This window comes from Streptomyces sp. NPDC005402 (assembly GCF_040606575.1).
Taxonomy (GTDB): Bacteria; Actinomycetota; Actinomycetes; order Streptomycetales; family Streptomycetaceae; genus Streptomyces.
Genome location: NZ_JBEXFB010000021.1, coordinates 16078 through 29809, shown reverse-complemented (window position 1 = coordinate 29809; position 13732 = coordinate 16078). Strand labels below are relative to the sequence as shown.

The window sequence follows — 13732 nt, the reverse complement described above, 5'->3', positions numbered from 1 at the left end:
ATCTCTGCAACCAACGCCTGAGATCCTACAAGGAGTCCCGCGTCCGGTACGCGCGCACCATGTCGACAAAGAGAGAGTGCACGCGGTGGTCGCCGGTCAGTTCCGGGTGGAACGACGTGGCGAGCGCGTTGCCCTGGCGGACCGCGACGATGTGGCCGTCGTGCTCGGCAAGCACCTCGGCCTCGGCGCCGACGGACTCCACCCAGGGGGCGCGGATGAAGACGCCCTCCACCGGGGCGCCCGGGACTCCCCTGACGTCGACCGCCGCCTCGAAGGACTCGTTCTGACGTCCGAAGGCGTTGCGGCGCACGATCATGTCGATGCCGCCGATGGTCTCCTGGCCCGAGCGCGGGTCGAGGATCTTGTCGGCCAGCATGATCAGCCCCGCGCAAGTGCCGTAGACGGGCATGCCGTCCCGCACGCGCGCGCGGAGGGGCTCCATCACGCCGAACAGGACGGCCAGCTTGGAGATGGTGGTGGACTCGCCGCCGGGGATGACGAGGCCGTCCAGCTCGGCGAGTTCGTCGGGGCGCCGCACCGGCCTGGCCACGGCGTCGGCCGCGGCCAGGGCGACGAGGTGCTCCCGGACGTCGCCCTGGAGTGCCAGGACGCCTATGACAGGAGTGCTCATGAGTGGTTACCAGCCGCGGTTGGCGTAGCGCTCGGTCTCGGGGAGGGTGTCGCAGTTGATGCCGACCATGGCCTCGCCGAGGTTGCGGGACGCGTCCGCGATGATCTTCGGGTCGTCGTAGAAGGTGGTGGCCTTCACGATGGCGGCGGCGCGCTTGGCCGGGTCGCCGGACTTGAAGATGCCGGAGCCGACGAAGACGCCCTCGGCGCCGAGCTGACGCATCAGCGCGGCGTCGGCGGGGGTGGCCACGCCACCGGCGGAGAACAGCACGACCGGGAGCTTGCCGAGCTCGGCGACCTCCTTGACCAGCTCGTACGGGGCGCGCAGCTCCTTGGCGGCGGCGTACAGCTCGTGGTTGTCGTAGCCGCGCAGGCGGGCGATCTCGTTCTTGATCTGGCGCAGGTGGCGGACGGCCTCGACGACGTTGCCGGTGCCGGCCTCGCCCTTGGAGCGGATCATGGCCGCGCCCTCGGCGATGCGGCGCAGCGCCTCGCCCAGGTTGGTGGCACCGCAGACGAAGGGGGTCGTGAAGGACCACTTGTCGGAGTGGTTGACCTCGTCGGCCGGGGTGAGGACCTCGGACTCGTCGATGTAGTCGACGCCGAGGGACTGCAGGACCTGGGCCTCGACGAAGTGGCCGATGCGGGACTTGGCCATGACCGGGATCGAGACGGCCTCGATGATGCCCTCGATCATGTCCGGGTCGGACATCCGGGCCACGCCGCCGTCCTTGCGGATGTCGGCCGGGACCCGCTCCAGCGCCATGACGGCGACGGCGCCCGCGTCCTCGGCGATCTTCGCCTGATCCGGCGTGACGACGTCCATGATCACGCCGCCCTTGAGCTGCTCCGCCATACCGCGCTTCACGCGCGCGGTGCCGGTCTCGGGAGCCTGGTTCTCGGTGCTGGACACGGGTTGACCTCGCTGAAGTGAAAGGGATTACTGCAGCACCGAGGAAACGTCACCGGACCAGGCCACAGCAAGGGCCAATGGGGAGCCGGTGGATCGTTTTGCCTCTCCGGGGATCGTGTCAGCCGGAGTCCTCCCAGGTCAGCACGCCGGGGGCCGTCGGGCGTGAGAACCGGCACCCACGCCTCGTCGGCCTCCGTCGTACGGGACTCGTCGAGAAAGCGCGGGACACAGGTCGTCGCGGTTCGCGGAGCCGGGGGCGTGCAGTGCGACGGCGCTTCAGCCGGTCGAGCAGGCGGGGCGGCCAGGTCAGGCCACTGGAGCCTGCCCTCTTCAGCTCACCGACGAAGATCTCCTCCAGCTCTTCGACGAGAGCCCGTCCCGGCGCGGGGAGCAGACGGCCCTCCCGCGCCTACGGAACGCAGCCGTGGCGAGGAGGACCCGGCGCCGCGCGTCCGCCATCGTCCTACGCGGCCCGGTCCACCAGGGCCGCGGGCGGCTCGTCGTCCATCTCGAAGGCCATCGGGAAGGGGGCGTGGCCGGCCAGGCGGAACCAGCGGACCTTGCGGTGCTGGCGCAGTCGGCGGGCGGCGCCGACGGCGTCGTTGTGGAAGCGGCGGGCCATGGGCACCCGGCGTACGGCCTCGGTGAGCTCGTGGGCCGCCGCCTCTCCCCCGGGCGCCACGCGAACGGCCTCCACCTGGGCCGGCTCCGCGAACACGGCCCTCAGCGCCTGGCTCAACTCGCTCTCGGCGACCTCCCGCTGCTCCTCCTCGGCCTGCCGGGCGGCGTGCGCGGCCTCGTACAGGACGATCGACGCGGCCGGGTCGAGTACGCCCGAGGTGGCCAACTCCTGGGCCACGGAGGCCCGGCGGAGCAACTGCGCGTCCAAGCCCGCGCGCGTGGCGTCGATCCTGGCGTGCAGCCGGTCGAGACGGCCCGCGGTCCAGCTCAGATAAAGGCCGATCGCGACGAGGGCGACGAGGATCCAGATGAGGGTGGGAGTCACGGGCAGCAAGGCTATCGGGGCGGGTTGAGGCGGGGTGGGTCAGGCAGGGGGGTGGGTCCCGCGGCCGACACGAAGGGCGCCTGGGAAGGCTCTTACCGGCACCAGGCTGCCGGCAGCGCGGTGGTTCGGAGCGCGGCAGGGCCGACGTCGACGTCGTGGGTGCCGCCGCCGGGGACCGAGTGCGGGCGAGTCAGCCGGTTCCGTGTCGGCCGTGCAGGTGCCCGTGATTCGCTCCCACATCCGACCCCACCCCGGACAGCTCTCCGCAAGCCCCCGGTCACCGGCGCGGCCGTCAGCCGTCAGTCCCGCGCCAGCCCCAGCCGTGCCCGCAACCCGGTCCATCGGTCGTCGTCCGCTGCCGCGACCGCCGCCGCGCCCGATGTCACCGTCTCGTAGACCGACAGGATGTCCGCCCCGACGGTCGACCAGTCGAACCGGCGGACGTGCGCGCTGCCGCGCTCGCGCAGTTCGGTGAGCCTCGCCGGGTCGCCGAGCAGCCGTACCGCCGCTTCCGCCAGCGCGTCCGCGTCCTCGTTGGCGAAGAGTTCGCCCGCCGCGCCGTGGTCGAGGACCTGGGCGAAGGCGTCCAGATCCGACGCCAGTACCGGGGCCCCCGCCGACATGGCCTCGACGAGGATGATCCCGAAGCTCTCGCCGCCGGTGTTGGGGGCGACGTACAGGTCGACGCTGCGCAGGAAGCGGGCCTTGTCCTTGTCGCTCACCATGCCGAGGAACTCCACCCGCGCGCGCAGCTCCTCGGGAAGCGACTCCACGGCCTCCTCCTCGTCGCCGCGCCCGGCGACCAGCAGCCGGGTCCCCGGGCGCTCGGCGAGGATCTTCGGCAGGGCTTTCATCAGCACCGGCAGGCCCTTGCGGGGCTCGTCGATGCGCCCCATGAAGCCGATCGTGTCGCCCTGCCACTCGGGCTTCGGCTCGGCCTTGGCGAAGAAGTCGACGTCCACGCCGTTCGGGATCACCACCGCGTCGCCGCCCAGGTGCTCGACGAGCGTGCGGCGGGCGTACTCGCTGACGGCGATCCGGGCGCTGATCTTCTCCAGGGCGGCCTGGAGGATCGAGTACGCGGCCACCATGACCCGGGAGCGCGGGTTCGAGGTGTGGAAGGTTGCGACGATCGGCCCCTGCGCGGCCCAGCAGGTCAGCAGGCCGAGCGACGGCGAGGACGGCTCATGGATGTGGACCACGTCGAACCCGCCGTCGTGCAACCAGCGGCGCACCCGTGCCGCGGACAGGAAGCCGAAGCTCAGCCGGGCCACCGAGCCGTTGTACGGCACCGGGACCGCGCGGCCGGCCGAGACGACGTACGGGGGCAGCGGGGTGTCGTCGTCGGCCGGAGCGAGGACGGACACCTCGTGGCCGAGGCGGATGAAGTACTCGGCGAGATCCCGGATGTGGAACTGGACGCCGCCCGGCACGTCCCAGGAGTACGGGCAGACGATGCCGATTCTCACGGGCGGGCCCCGTCCGACGGTCGGGGTTCGAGGTCCTTCAGCCACAACCGCTGCAGCATGTGCCAGTCCTCCGGATGGTCGGCGATCCCGGTGGCGAAGGCATCGGCCAGCGCCTGTGCCATGACAGACGTCTTTTCGGCCCGGGTACCTGTCTCGGGCACCTCGACCGGAGGGTGCACCCTTCCCTGCATGACGGGCGAGTCGTCGTACCAGAGTGTCACCGGCAGCAGCAGCGCGCCCGTCTGCTGGGCCAGCAGGGCCGGGCCCGCGGGAATGCGGGTCGCCTCGCCGAAGAACTGCACCTCGACTCCGGACGACGACAGGTCGCGCTCGGCGACCAGGCAGACCAGGCCGCCGTCCCGCAGCCGCCGGGCCAGGGTGCCGAAGGCGGTGCCGCCGCTGTGCGGGAGCACCTCCATGCCGAGACCCTCGCGGTAGGCGACGAAACGGTCGTAGAGCGTCTCGGGCTTCAGCCGTTCGGCGACCGTGGTGAACGGTGTCTCCAGCTTGGTGGTGACCCAGGCGCCGGCGAGGTCCCAGTTGGCCATGTGCGGCAGGGCGAGGATGACGCCCTTGCCGGCGGCCAGCCCGTCGGTGAGGTGGTGCAGGCCCTTGGGGTCGAATCCGGCCTTTATGCGGTCCTTGCTCCAGGCCGGCAGCCGGAAGGACTCCATCCAGTAGCGCAGGTACGACCGCATGCCCGCGCGCGAGAGCTCGGCGAGGCGCTCGGGGCTCGCGTCGGGCACCACGCGCGCGTAGTTGCTCTCCAGTCGGAGCACGCCCTTGCCGCGCCGCCTCCAGGCCAGGTCGGCGATGCTCCGGCCGAGACGCACGGCGACCGGCTCGGGGAGCTTCTTCACCACGCCCCAGCCGAGGCCGTACAGCGAGTCCGTCAGCCGCTCCTGGGCCCTCACTTCGCGGCCTCGCTCCCCTGCTCCTGGGAGTTCTTCCGCTCCTGGGGCTTCTCCTCGGCGGCGGCCGACTCGCCGGCGCCCGACTCGACCGCACCCGACTCCGCCGCGGCCTCCTCGGCCTCAGCCGACTCCCGGCGGACCGTGACGACCCGCTGGATCAGCGTGACCAGGCTGCCGACGGCGACGATCCACAGGGCGACCGGCAGCAGGTACTGGATGCCGGGCACGCCGAACTTGTGCAGGCCCGCCAAGCCGGCCGCGACCAGCGAGATCACCAGGCGCTCGGCCCGCTCGACGAGGCCGTTGACCGCGACCGGGAGCCCGATCGACTCGCCCCGGGCCTTCGTGTACGACACCACCTGGCCGCTGGCCAGGCAGAAGATGGAGACCGCGCACAGGGCGATGTCGTCGCCCCCGCCCGCGTACCAGAGGGCGAAGCCGCCGAAGACCGCGCTGTCGGCGACCCGGTCGAGCGTGGAGTCCAGGAAGGCGCCCCAGCGGCTGGAGCGGCCGAGCTGGCGGGCCATGTTGCCGTCGACGAGGTCGGAGAACACGAAGAGCGTGATCACGACCGTGCCCCAGAAGAACTCCCCCATGGGGTAGAAGACCAGCGCGCCCGCGACCACTCCGGCGGTGCCGAGGAGCGTGACCGTGTCGGGGCTGACGCCCCTTCTGATCAGAAACGAGGCGAACGGAGTGAGAACACGCGTGAAGAATGCACGCGCGTACTTGTTCAGCATGGCCTTCCCGACGGTCGGTGTGGCCGGCTCGGCCCCTGCTGGCCACCGGCTGGCCCATCGTAGCCACGCCCGCGCGTGGGCGACGGCCGGGCACCCGGAGCCCGGTGTCACGGGCTCACCGCATCGGGGTCACGGCGCGATCGCGTCACTCGTATGGACGCGCCGTGACGGGAGTGGAAAGCTCGAAGGACCGCGGGCGTCACCGGAGCCGCACCGCACGCGGGTCCGCATGTCCGCGCCCAATGTGACCTCACCGTGCACGGGAGGCAAGGCCATGGGCGACAAGGCGAACGCACACCCCGGAGCCGCCGGCAGGGCAACAGCGGCCGACCACCCCGCGTCCGTACGGAATGTGGTGCTGGTCGGCCACTCCGGATCGGGCAAGACGACATTGGTGGAAGCTCTCGCGCTCACCGCGGGAGCAGTCAACCGGGCGGGCCGCGTGGAGGACGGCGGCACCGTCTCGGACTACGACGAGATCGAGCACCGGCAGCAACGCTCGGTACAGCTCTCCCTGGTGCCCGTCGAATGGGACGGGTACAAGATCAACCTTCTGGACACCCCCGGATACGCCGACTTCGTCGGGGAACTCAGGGCCGGTCTGCGAGCCGCGGACGCGGCCCTTTTCGTCGTCTCGGCCTCGGACGGGGTGGACGGGTCCACACGCATGGTGTGGGAGGAGTGCGCGGCGGTCGGGATGCCGCGCGCGATCGTCGTCACGCATCTGGAGGCCGCGCGGGCGGACTTCGAGGAGATGACGCGGATCTGCGCGGAGGCCTTCGGCGGCGACGACCCCGACGCCGTACTCCCGCTCTACCTCCCGCTGCGCGGCCCGCAGGGGCCCGACGGGCACGCGCCCGTGACCGGGCTGACCGGACTGCTGTCGCAGAAGCTGTTCGACTACTCGTCCGGGGAGCGCAAGGAGTCCGAGCCGGGAGAGGACCTGCTGCCGGGGATCGAGGAGGCCCGCAACCGGCTCATCGAGGGGATCATCTCCGAGAGCGAGGACGAGACCCTCATGGACCGCTATCTGGGCGGCGAGGAGATCGACTTCAAGACGCTCGTGGAGGACCTGGAGCGGGCCGTCGCGCGGGGGGTGTTCCATCCGGTCCTGGCCGCCGCCCCCGCGGCCGACGGCGCCCGGCAGGGGCTCGGCACGGTCGAGCTGCTGGAGCTGATCACGGGCGGATTCCCGACGCCGTTCGAGCACCCCACGCCGGGCGTCACGACCATCGACGGCAAGCCGCGCGAGATCAAGGCGTGCGACACCGAGGGCCCGCTGGTGGCGGAGGTCGTGAAGACCGCGTCCGACCCGTATGTCGGCCGGATCTCGCTGGTGCGGGTCTTCTCCGGCACCCTGCGTCCGGACGAGACGGTCCATGTCTCCGGGCACGGACTGGCCGACCGCGGGCACGAGGACCACGACGTCGACGAGCGGATCGGCGCGCTGTCCGCGCCCTTCGGGAAACAGCAGCGCTCGCTGAGCCACTGCATCGCGGGCGACCTCGCGTGTGTGGCCAAGCTCAGCCGCGCGGAGACCGGCGACACCCTCTCGGCCAAGGACGACCCGCTGCTCATGGAGCCGTGGGAGATGCCCGACCCGCTGCTGCCGCTCGCCATCGAGGCGCACAGCAAGGCGGACGAGGACAAGCTCTCCCAGGGCCTGGCCCGACTGGTCGCCGAGGACCCGACCATGCGGCTCGAACAGAACCAGGACACCCACCAGGTCGTCCTGTGGTGCCTGGGCGAGGCGCACGCCGACGTGGCCCTGGAGCGGCTGCGCAGCCGTTACGGTGTCCAGGTGGACCTCGTACCGCACCGGGTGTCCCTGCGGGAGACGTTCGCCGACAGGTCGGCGGGGCGCGGGCGGCATGTGAAGCAGTCCGGCGGGCACGGGCAGTTCGCCATCTGCGAGATCGAGGTGGAGCCGCTGCCCGGCGGCTCGGGCATCGAGTTCGTGGACAAGGTCGTCGGCGGCGCGGTGCCGCGGCAGTTCATCCCGTCCGTCGAGAAGGGCGTACGGGCGCAGGCGGCCAAGGGAGTCGCCACGGGCCATCAGCTCATCGACGTCCGGGTCACGCTGCTGGACGGCAAGGCGCACTCCGTGGACTCCTCGGACGCCGCGTTCCAGACGGCCGGGGCGCTGGCCCTCAGGGAGGCGGCGACGGAGGCGAAAATCCATCTGCTGGAGCCGGTCGCCGAGGTGTCCGTGCTGGTCGGCGACGACTACGTGGGCGCCGTGATGAGTGACCTGTCCGGGCGGCGCGGCCGGGTGCTCGGCACCGAGCAGACCAACGGCGCACGCACCCTGATCAGGGCCGAGGTGCCCGAGATCGAGATCGGGCGGTACGCCGTGGACCTCCGGTCCCTGTCGCACGGCACCGCGCGCTTCAGCCGCTCCTACGCGCGGCACGAGCCCATGCCGCCGCAGATCGCCGAGAGGATCCGTGAAGAGGCACGTGTCGCCTCGTAGTTGGGTAGGAACACCGCACAAGTGGCGTTCGGAGCCCCGCGGGTGACGTTTGTGGAACGCTCCCCTCCGGTTCGGCGGGCGGCTTCGGCCGTCCGCCGATCGATGTTTGTGTGTACCGATACGCTGATGACCTGATCAACAGGTGTGCGAAGCAAGGAAGTCGGGAAAGCCGCAGTGGGTGAGTCCGGCGGCGATCGGGGGCGGGAATGACCGTTGACAGCGGCTACGCGGACATCTTCGGTCCGCAAGTGCCGCGCACGGGGGACGAGGCGCAGACGGCGACGTTCGCCCTGGCCTCGGCGGCCTATCGGGACAATCCGGTGGAGGAGATCCTCAAGGCCAACAACGAGTGGCACGAGTCGGCCGTCAAGGGCGGCCGCAGGTGGGCGAAGATCTTCCGCCCCAACCTGGGCGAGGCGTTCTCCACGGCCGTGGTCACCCGCATGCTCGGCGCGGGCCGCAAGCCCCTCATCCAGTCCTTCGGCGCCGAGCCGCAGGTCGTGGTCGAGCACTGTCTCGCGGCGAACAACATCCGCCGGGACCGGGACAACTGGCTGACCGCCGTGATGGTGCTGTGCGGTGTGCTGTTCCTGCCCGGACTCCTGGTCTGGCTGCTGATCTTCACGCTGCGCAGCAACGTCGCCAGGCGCGAGGACAAGCAGGCCGGAGCGATCTCCACAGCGCTCCTCGTCGCGGTGGGCGCGCTGGCCGTCCTGTTCCTCCTCAAGATGCCGTTCAGCGGGTTCTGGGGGCTGTACGCACGCGCGTGCGTCGTCCTCCCCGTGGTCGGCTGGTTCTGGGCCAAGCAGATCTGCGAGCGCACCGCGCGGGATCTGCGGGAGCGCTGGGCCAGTCTGTTGGCGGGCAGCAGTGTCGGCGCCAAGGTGCCCGAGGCGGTGCCGAGCAACCCCGGCGAGACCGCGGCCGAGCAGTTGCGCCAGTCCCTGGCCACGCTCAGCGCCGAACAGCAGTCCAACTCGGTCTTCTACGCCGGTCCCAAGGGGATACTCGGGATGGGCACCCGGTGGGGCAGCTGGCAGCTGGCCGAGGATTTGGTGTCCGCCGACCCCACCCGCGAGATCCACCCCTTCCGCAGCTGGGACGTGATCCGCTCCATCCACGACCAGCTGCGCATGCTGGAACGCAACACGATCAACACCGGCGGCTTCCCGAAGCCGTCCGTACGTCACTGGGTCGTCACGCCGATCGCGGAGGGCGCCAAGGAGGTGTCCCGGCCCGGGGGCACCGACGTCGACGCGTACCAGGTCAAGACGCACGCGATACAGGACATCTGCAACAAGCAGCAGTTCGGCGGCGGCGACCGGCACTACCTGGGCGTGCAATGGACGCTGTGGGAGGGGCAGTTGGTCCTCACCATGCTGATCACGGTGACCGTGCTGCACGAGACGCTGCGCATCGAGGTCACCGGGCACGCCCTGGGGCCGGTGCACGGGCTGTTCACCTCGAAGCCGGCGGCCAAGGAGAAGGAGGTCGCCAAGCAGCTCAAGTTCTGGGAGACCAAGAAGATCAAGCTTCCGCTGGTCGACGCGGACGAGGTGGTCCGCCTCACCGCCCGGGCGCCCCTGACCCGGTATCCGCCGCTGCTCAACTGGCTCGGCGGCTCGCTCGCGCTGCCCGAGCCGTTCGGTCTGCGGCACGCCTGGGCGGACAGGCCGTGGCGGCACCGCTTCATGGCCGACGACGCGCTGCGCGCCGCGACTCCGGTACTGCGGGTCGTGCACTCGGCGGCGATCCGGGTCCTCCAGGACAACGGCGTGGACACCGAGAAGTTCGGCACGCGGGCGGGCTTCCTGAGCACGCAGGTGCAGGACGTGTCGCCGCGCAAGGCGGACCTCTACGACGCGTAGGGGTGAGGGGGCCGCGCATGGGCGGCCCCCTGTGTCACTCGCTCGGCCAGGCCTCCGCCAGCATCTTGCGGGTGTCGCCCAGCAGCTGCGGCAGCACCTTCGTGTGGCCGACGACCGGCATGAAGTTCGTGTCGCCGCCCCAGCGCGGGACGATGTGCTGGTGGAGGTGGGCGGCGATACCGGCCCCGGCGACCGTCCCCTGGTTCATGCCGATGTTGAACCCGTGCGCCCCGGAGGCCGTCCGCAGGGCCGTCATCGCCTGCTTGGTCAGCGCTGCCAGTTCGGCGGTCTCCGGCTCGGTGAGGTCGGTGTAGTCGGCCACATGACGGTAGGGCACGACCATGAGATGGCCGCCGGTGTAGGGGTAGAGGTTGAGCACCGCGTACACCAGCCGGCCGCGCCGGACGATCAGGCCGTCCTCGTCGGACTTGGCCGGGATCGAGCAGAAGGGGCAGCCGTCGTCGGCGCCCGGGCCGGTCGGCTTGTTCTCGCCCTGGATGTAGGCCATCCGGTGGGGCGTCCACAGACGCTGGAACGCGTCCTGCGTCCCGACTCCCGACTGCTGCTCCGGCTCACTCGTCATGCAGTGCAGCATATGACTTCGCCCGTTCGCGCCGTGTCGGCGGGTTGTGGGAAAAACGGTCCGGGTCAAGCTGGGCGGGTGGACGACGACAGCGGCACGCGCCCTGACAGCGACGGGCCGGAGGCCCACGGCCCCGATGCCCATGAGACCCGCGGCAGCGACGATCACGAGGGCCAGGACACGGCCGGTCACCGGAGTCGAGGCAGCGGCGAAACCGAGCGCCACGACACCGGGCATCACCGGGTCCACACCACCGGCGAACCCGGCAGCCACAACCCCACCGATGACCGGCCCGAGCCCAGCCCCCACGGCACAGCAGGTCGCCGACCCCGCGGCGCCGGTGAGACCCCGGCCCGCGACACCACCCACCTCCCTCCCCACACCACTGCCGACCCCGGGTCCGACCTGGCCGACCACTCCCAGCCCGCCCACGGCGCCCTCCGCCAAGCCCGCTGGGAGCAGGGCACCGAGATCCCCCTCGGCGTCGCCTCCCTGGCCTTCCTCGCCGCCTACGCACTCCGGGTCCTGGGCGACGGTCTCCCGGAAGCCGTGCTGGACCTCTGCCTGGCCGTGATGCTGGCCGCCTGGGCGCTGTTCGCCGTCGACTACGCGGTGCGCCGGCGCCTCAGCGGGCAGCGGCTGCGCTTCGTACGGACACACGTGCTGGACACGGTGGTCCTGCTCCTGCCGCTCCTACGGCCCCTCAGGGTCGTGCAGCTGTACGAGACCGTGCAGCGACGGCACGGACGCCCCCGGCTCGCCCTGCACGCGCGTGTCATCGTGTACGCCGGTCTGTCGGCCCTGCTGCTGGGCTTCACCGGTGCACTCGCCGTCTACCAGCAGGAACATCAGGCGCCCGGTTCGACCATCCGTACCTTCGGGGACGCCGTCTGGTGGGCCTGCGCCACTCTCGCCACCGTCGGCTACGGCGATGTCGTACCGGTCACCCCGCTCGGACGCCTGATCGCGGTCGGTGTGATGGCCGTCGGGCTGGCTCTGCTCGGCGCGGTGACCGGGACCTTCGCCTCCTGGCTGCTCCAGACCTTCGCCCGGGAGGACGACGAAAGGCCCCCGGGGATCTGAACTCCCCGAGGGCCCCGCCGTACCAGGATCAGACCTGCGCCCGCTCCTCCACGACCTTCGCGATCTTCGCGAGGGCCTCGTCGAAGGGGATGCCGTTCTCCTGCGAGCCGTCGCGGTAGCGGAAGGAGACCGAGCCGCCCGCCATGTCCTCGTCGCCCGCGATGACCATGAAGGGCACCTTCTGCTTCTGAGCGTTGCGGATCTTCTTCTGCATCCGGTCCGAGGAGGAGTCCACCTCCACCCGCAGGCCCTGCTTCTTGGCGGCCGCGGCGAACTTCTCCAGGTACTCGACGTGCGCGTCGCCGATCGGGATGCCGACCGCCTGGACCGGGGCCAGCCATGCCGGGAAGGCGCCCGCGTAGTGCTCCAGGAGCACCGCGAAGAACCGCTCGATCGAACCGAACAGGGCGCGGTGGATCATCACCGGGCGCTGCTTGGAGCCGTCGGGCGAGGTGTACTCCAGCTCGAAGCGCTCCGGCAGGTTGAAGTCCAGCTGGATCGTCGACATCTGCCAGGTACGGCCGATCGCGTCCTTGGTCTGGACGGAGATCTTCGGACCGTAGAAGGCGGCGCCGCCCGGGTCCGGGACCAGGGGCAGCCCCTGCTTCTCGGCGACCTGGCGCAGCGTCTCCGTGGCCTCTTCCCAGGCCTCGTCCGAGCCGACGAACTTCTCCGGGTCCTTGGTGGACAGCTCCAGGTAGAAGTCGGTCAGGCCGTAGTCGCGCAGCAGACCGAGGACGAAGGTGAGCGTCTTGTCGAGCTCCTCCGACATCTGCTCACGGGTGCAGTAGATGTGCGCGTCGTCCTGCGTGAAGCCGCGTGCGCGGGTGAGGCCGTGCACGACGCCCGACTTCTCGTACCGGTACACGGTCCCGAACTCGAAGAGGCGCAGCGGCAGTTCGCGGTACGAGCGGCCGCGCGCGTCGAAGATCAGGTTGTGCATCGGGCAGTTCATGGGCTTGAGGTAGTAGTCCACGCCCTCGTCGAGCTGCATGGGCGGGTACATGCCGTCGGCGTACCAGTCCAGGTGCCCGGACTGCTCGAAGAGCTTCCCCTTCGTCGCGTGCGGGGTGTAGACGAACTCGTAGCCCTCCTCCTCGTGCCGGCGGCGCGAGTAGTCCTCCATGACCCGGCGGATGATGCCGCCCTTGGGGTGGAAGACGGCGAGACCGGAGCCGATCTGCTCCGGGATGGAGAACAGGTCGAGCTCGGAGCCCAGCTTGCGGTGGTCGCGCTTCTCGGCCTCGGCGAGGAAGTCGAGGTGCGCCTTCAGCTCGTCCTTGGTGGGCCACGCGGTGCCGTAGATGCGCTGGAGCATCGGGTTCTTCTCGCTGCCGCGCCAGTAGGCGGCCGCGTTGCGCATCAGCTTGAACGCGGGAATCGCACGGGTCGAGGGCAGGTGAGGACCGCGGCAGAGGTCCTTCCAGCACAGGTCGCCGGTCTTGGCGTCGAGGTTGTCGTAGATCGTCAGCTCACCGGAGCCGACCTCGACGTCCGCGCCGTCGTCGGAGGAGGCAGAGCCCTTGATACCGATCAGTTCGAGCTTGTACGGCTCGGAAGCGAGCTCCTCACGGGCCGCCTCGTCGGTCACCACGCGGCGGGAGAACTTCTGCCCCCGCTTCTGGATCTCCTGCATCTTCTTCTCGATGGCCTTGAGATCCTCGGGCGTGAACGGCTTCTCGACGTCGAAGTCGTAGTAGAAGCCGTCCTTGACCGGCGGGCCGATGCCCAGCTTGGCCTCGGGGAAGAGCTCCTGGACGGCCTGCGCCATCACGTGCGCGGTGGAGTGGCGCAGGATGTTGAGACCGTCCTCGGAGGAGATCTCGACGCCTTCGACCGCGTCGCCCTCGGACAGGACGTACGCGAGGTCCTTGAGCTCGCCTCCCACGCGCGCGGCGACGATCGAGCGCTCGCCGGCGAAGAGCTCGGCGGCCGTAGTGCCCGTCGTCACCACGCGCTCTTCCCGCTCGGAATCGCGTTGGATGATCACACGGACGTCTGACACCGGTCTCTCCTGACTGAAGGGGGTGCGGCGCCATACCGGGAGCGCGCG

At 70.6% G+C, this 13732-nt stretch carries 11 protein-coding genes; 3 read left to right on the top strand and 8 right to left on the bottom strand.

The features are described from left to right. Positions 1-25: 25 nt before the first annotated feature. The 6 genes from pdxT to pgsA all read right to left on the bottom strand — a co-directional run bounded on the left by pdxT (position 26) and on the right by pgsA (position 5672). Positions 26-631 (bottom strand): pyridoxal 5'-phosphate synthase glutaminase subunit PdxT, encoded by a 606-nt coding sequence (pdxT, locus tag ABZT02_RS33205; RefSeq protein WP_356024179.1) that lies wholly within the window; start codon positions 629-631, stop codon positions 26-28. 6 nt (positions 632-637) lie between these two features. Continuing rightward, complete coding sequence (pdxS, locus tag ABZT02_RS33200) at positions 638-1543, bottom strand: pyridoxal 5'-phosphate synthase lyase subunit PdxS (RefSeq protein WP_356024175.1); 906 nt, start codon at positions 1541-1543, stop codon at positions 638-640. A gap of 463 nt (positions 1544-2006) precedes the next feature. Further along, positions 2007-2549, bottom strand: a complete 543-nt coding sequence (locus ABZT02_RS33195; RefSeq protein ID WP_356024172.1) for a hypothetical protein — start codon at positions 2547-2549, stop codon at positions 2007-2009. A gap of 299 nt (positions 2550-2848) precedes the next feature. Further along, a complete protein-coding gene (locus ABZT02_RS33190) occupies positions 2849-4018 on the bottom strand; it encodes a glycosyltransferase family 4 protein (protein WP_356024170.1) in 1170 nt (389 codons plus the stop codon). Then, complete coding sequence (locus tag ABZT02_RS33185) at positions 4015-4932, bottom strand: phosphatidylinositol mannoside acyltransferase (RefSeq protein WP_356024167.1); 918 nt, start codon at positions 4930-4932, stop codon at positions 4015-4017. Before ABZT02_RS33185 ends, ABZT02_RS33190 begins: the two co-directional genes overlap by 4 nt. Then, complete coding sequence (pgsA, locus tag ABZT02_RS33180; RefSeq protein ID WP_356024164.1) at positions 4929-5672, bottom strand: phosphatidylinositol phosphate synthase; 744 nt, start codon at positions 5670-5672, stop codon at positions 4929-4931. Before pgsA ends, ABZT02_RS33185 begins: the two co-directional genes overlap by 4 nt. 274 nt (positions 5673-5946) lie before the next feature. On the opposite strand from pgsA, the gene ABZT02_RS33175 reads away from it, so the two are divergent. Both ABZT02_RS33175 and ABZT02_RS33170 read left to right on the top strand, forming a co-directional pair. Next, positions 5947-8145 (top strand): elongation factor G-like protein EF-G2, encoded by a 2199-nt coding sequence (locus tag ABZT02_RS33175; RefSeq protein ID WP_356024162.1) that lies wholly within the window; start codon positions 5947-5949, stop codon positions 8143-8145. A gap of 206 nt (positions 8146-8351) precedes the next feature. Then, entirely contained in the window at positions 8352-10013 is a 1662-nt protein-coding gene (locus ABZT02_RS33170; RefSeq protein WP_356024160.1) for a hypothetical protein, read from the top strand. A gap of 34 nt (positions 10014-10047) precedes the next feature. On the opposite strand, the gene ABZT02_RS33165 is transcribed toward ABZT02_RS33170, so the two are convergent. After that, on the bottom strand, positions 10048-10608 hold the full coding sequence (locus ABZT02_RS33165) for an HIT domain-containing protein (RefSeq protein WP_057614191.1): 561 nt from the start codon (positions 10606-10608) through the stop codon (positions 10048-10050). Positions 10609-11001: 393 nt separating this feature from the next. On the opposite strand from ABZT02_RS33165, the gene ABZT02_RS33160 reads away from it, so the two are divergent. Further along, entirely contained in the window at positions 11002-11679 is a 678-nt protein-coding gene (locus ABZT02_RS33160; protein WP_356024465.1) for a potassium channel family protein, read from the top strand. A gap of 28 nt (positions 11680-11707) precedes the next feature. On the opposite strand, the gene thrS is transcribed toward ABZT02_RS33160, so the two are convergent. After that, positions 11708-13684, bottom strand: a complete 1977-nt coding sequence (thrS, locus tag ABZT02_RS33155) for a threonine--tRNA ligase (protein WP_356024158.1) — start codon at positions 13682-13684, stop codon at positions 11708-11710. Positions 13685-13732: the final 48 nt, after the last annotated feature.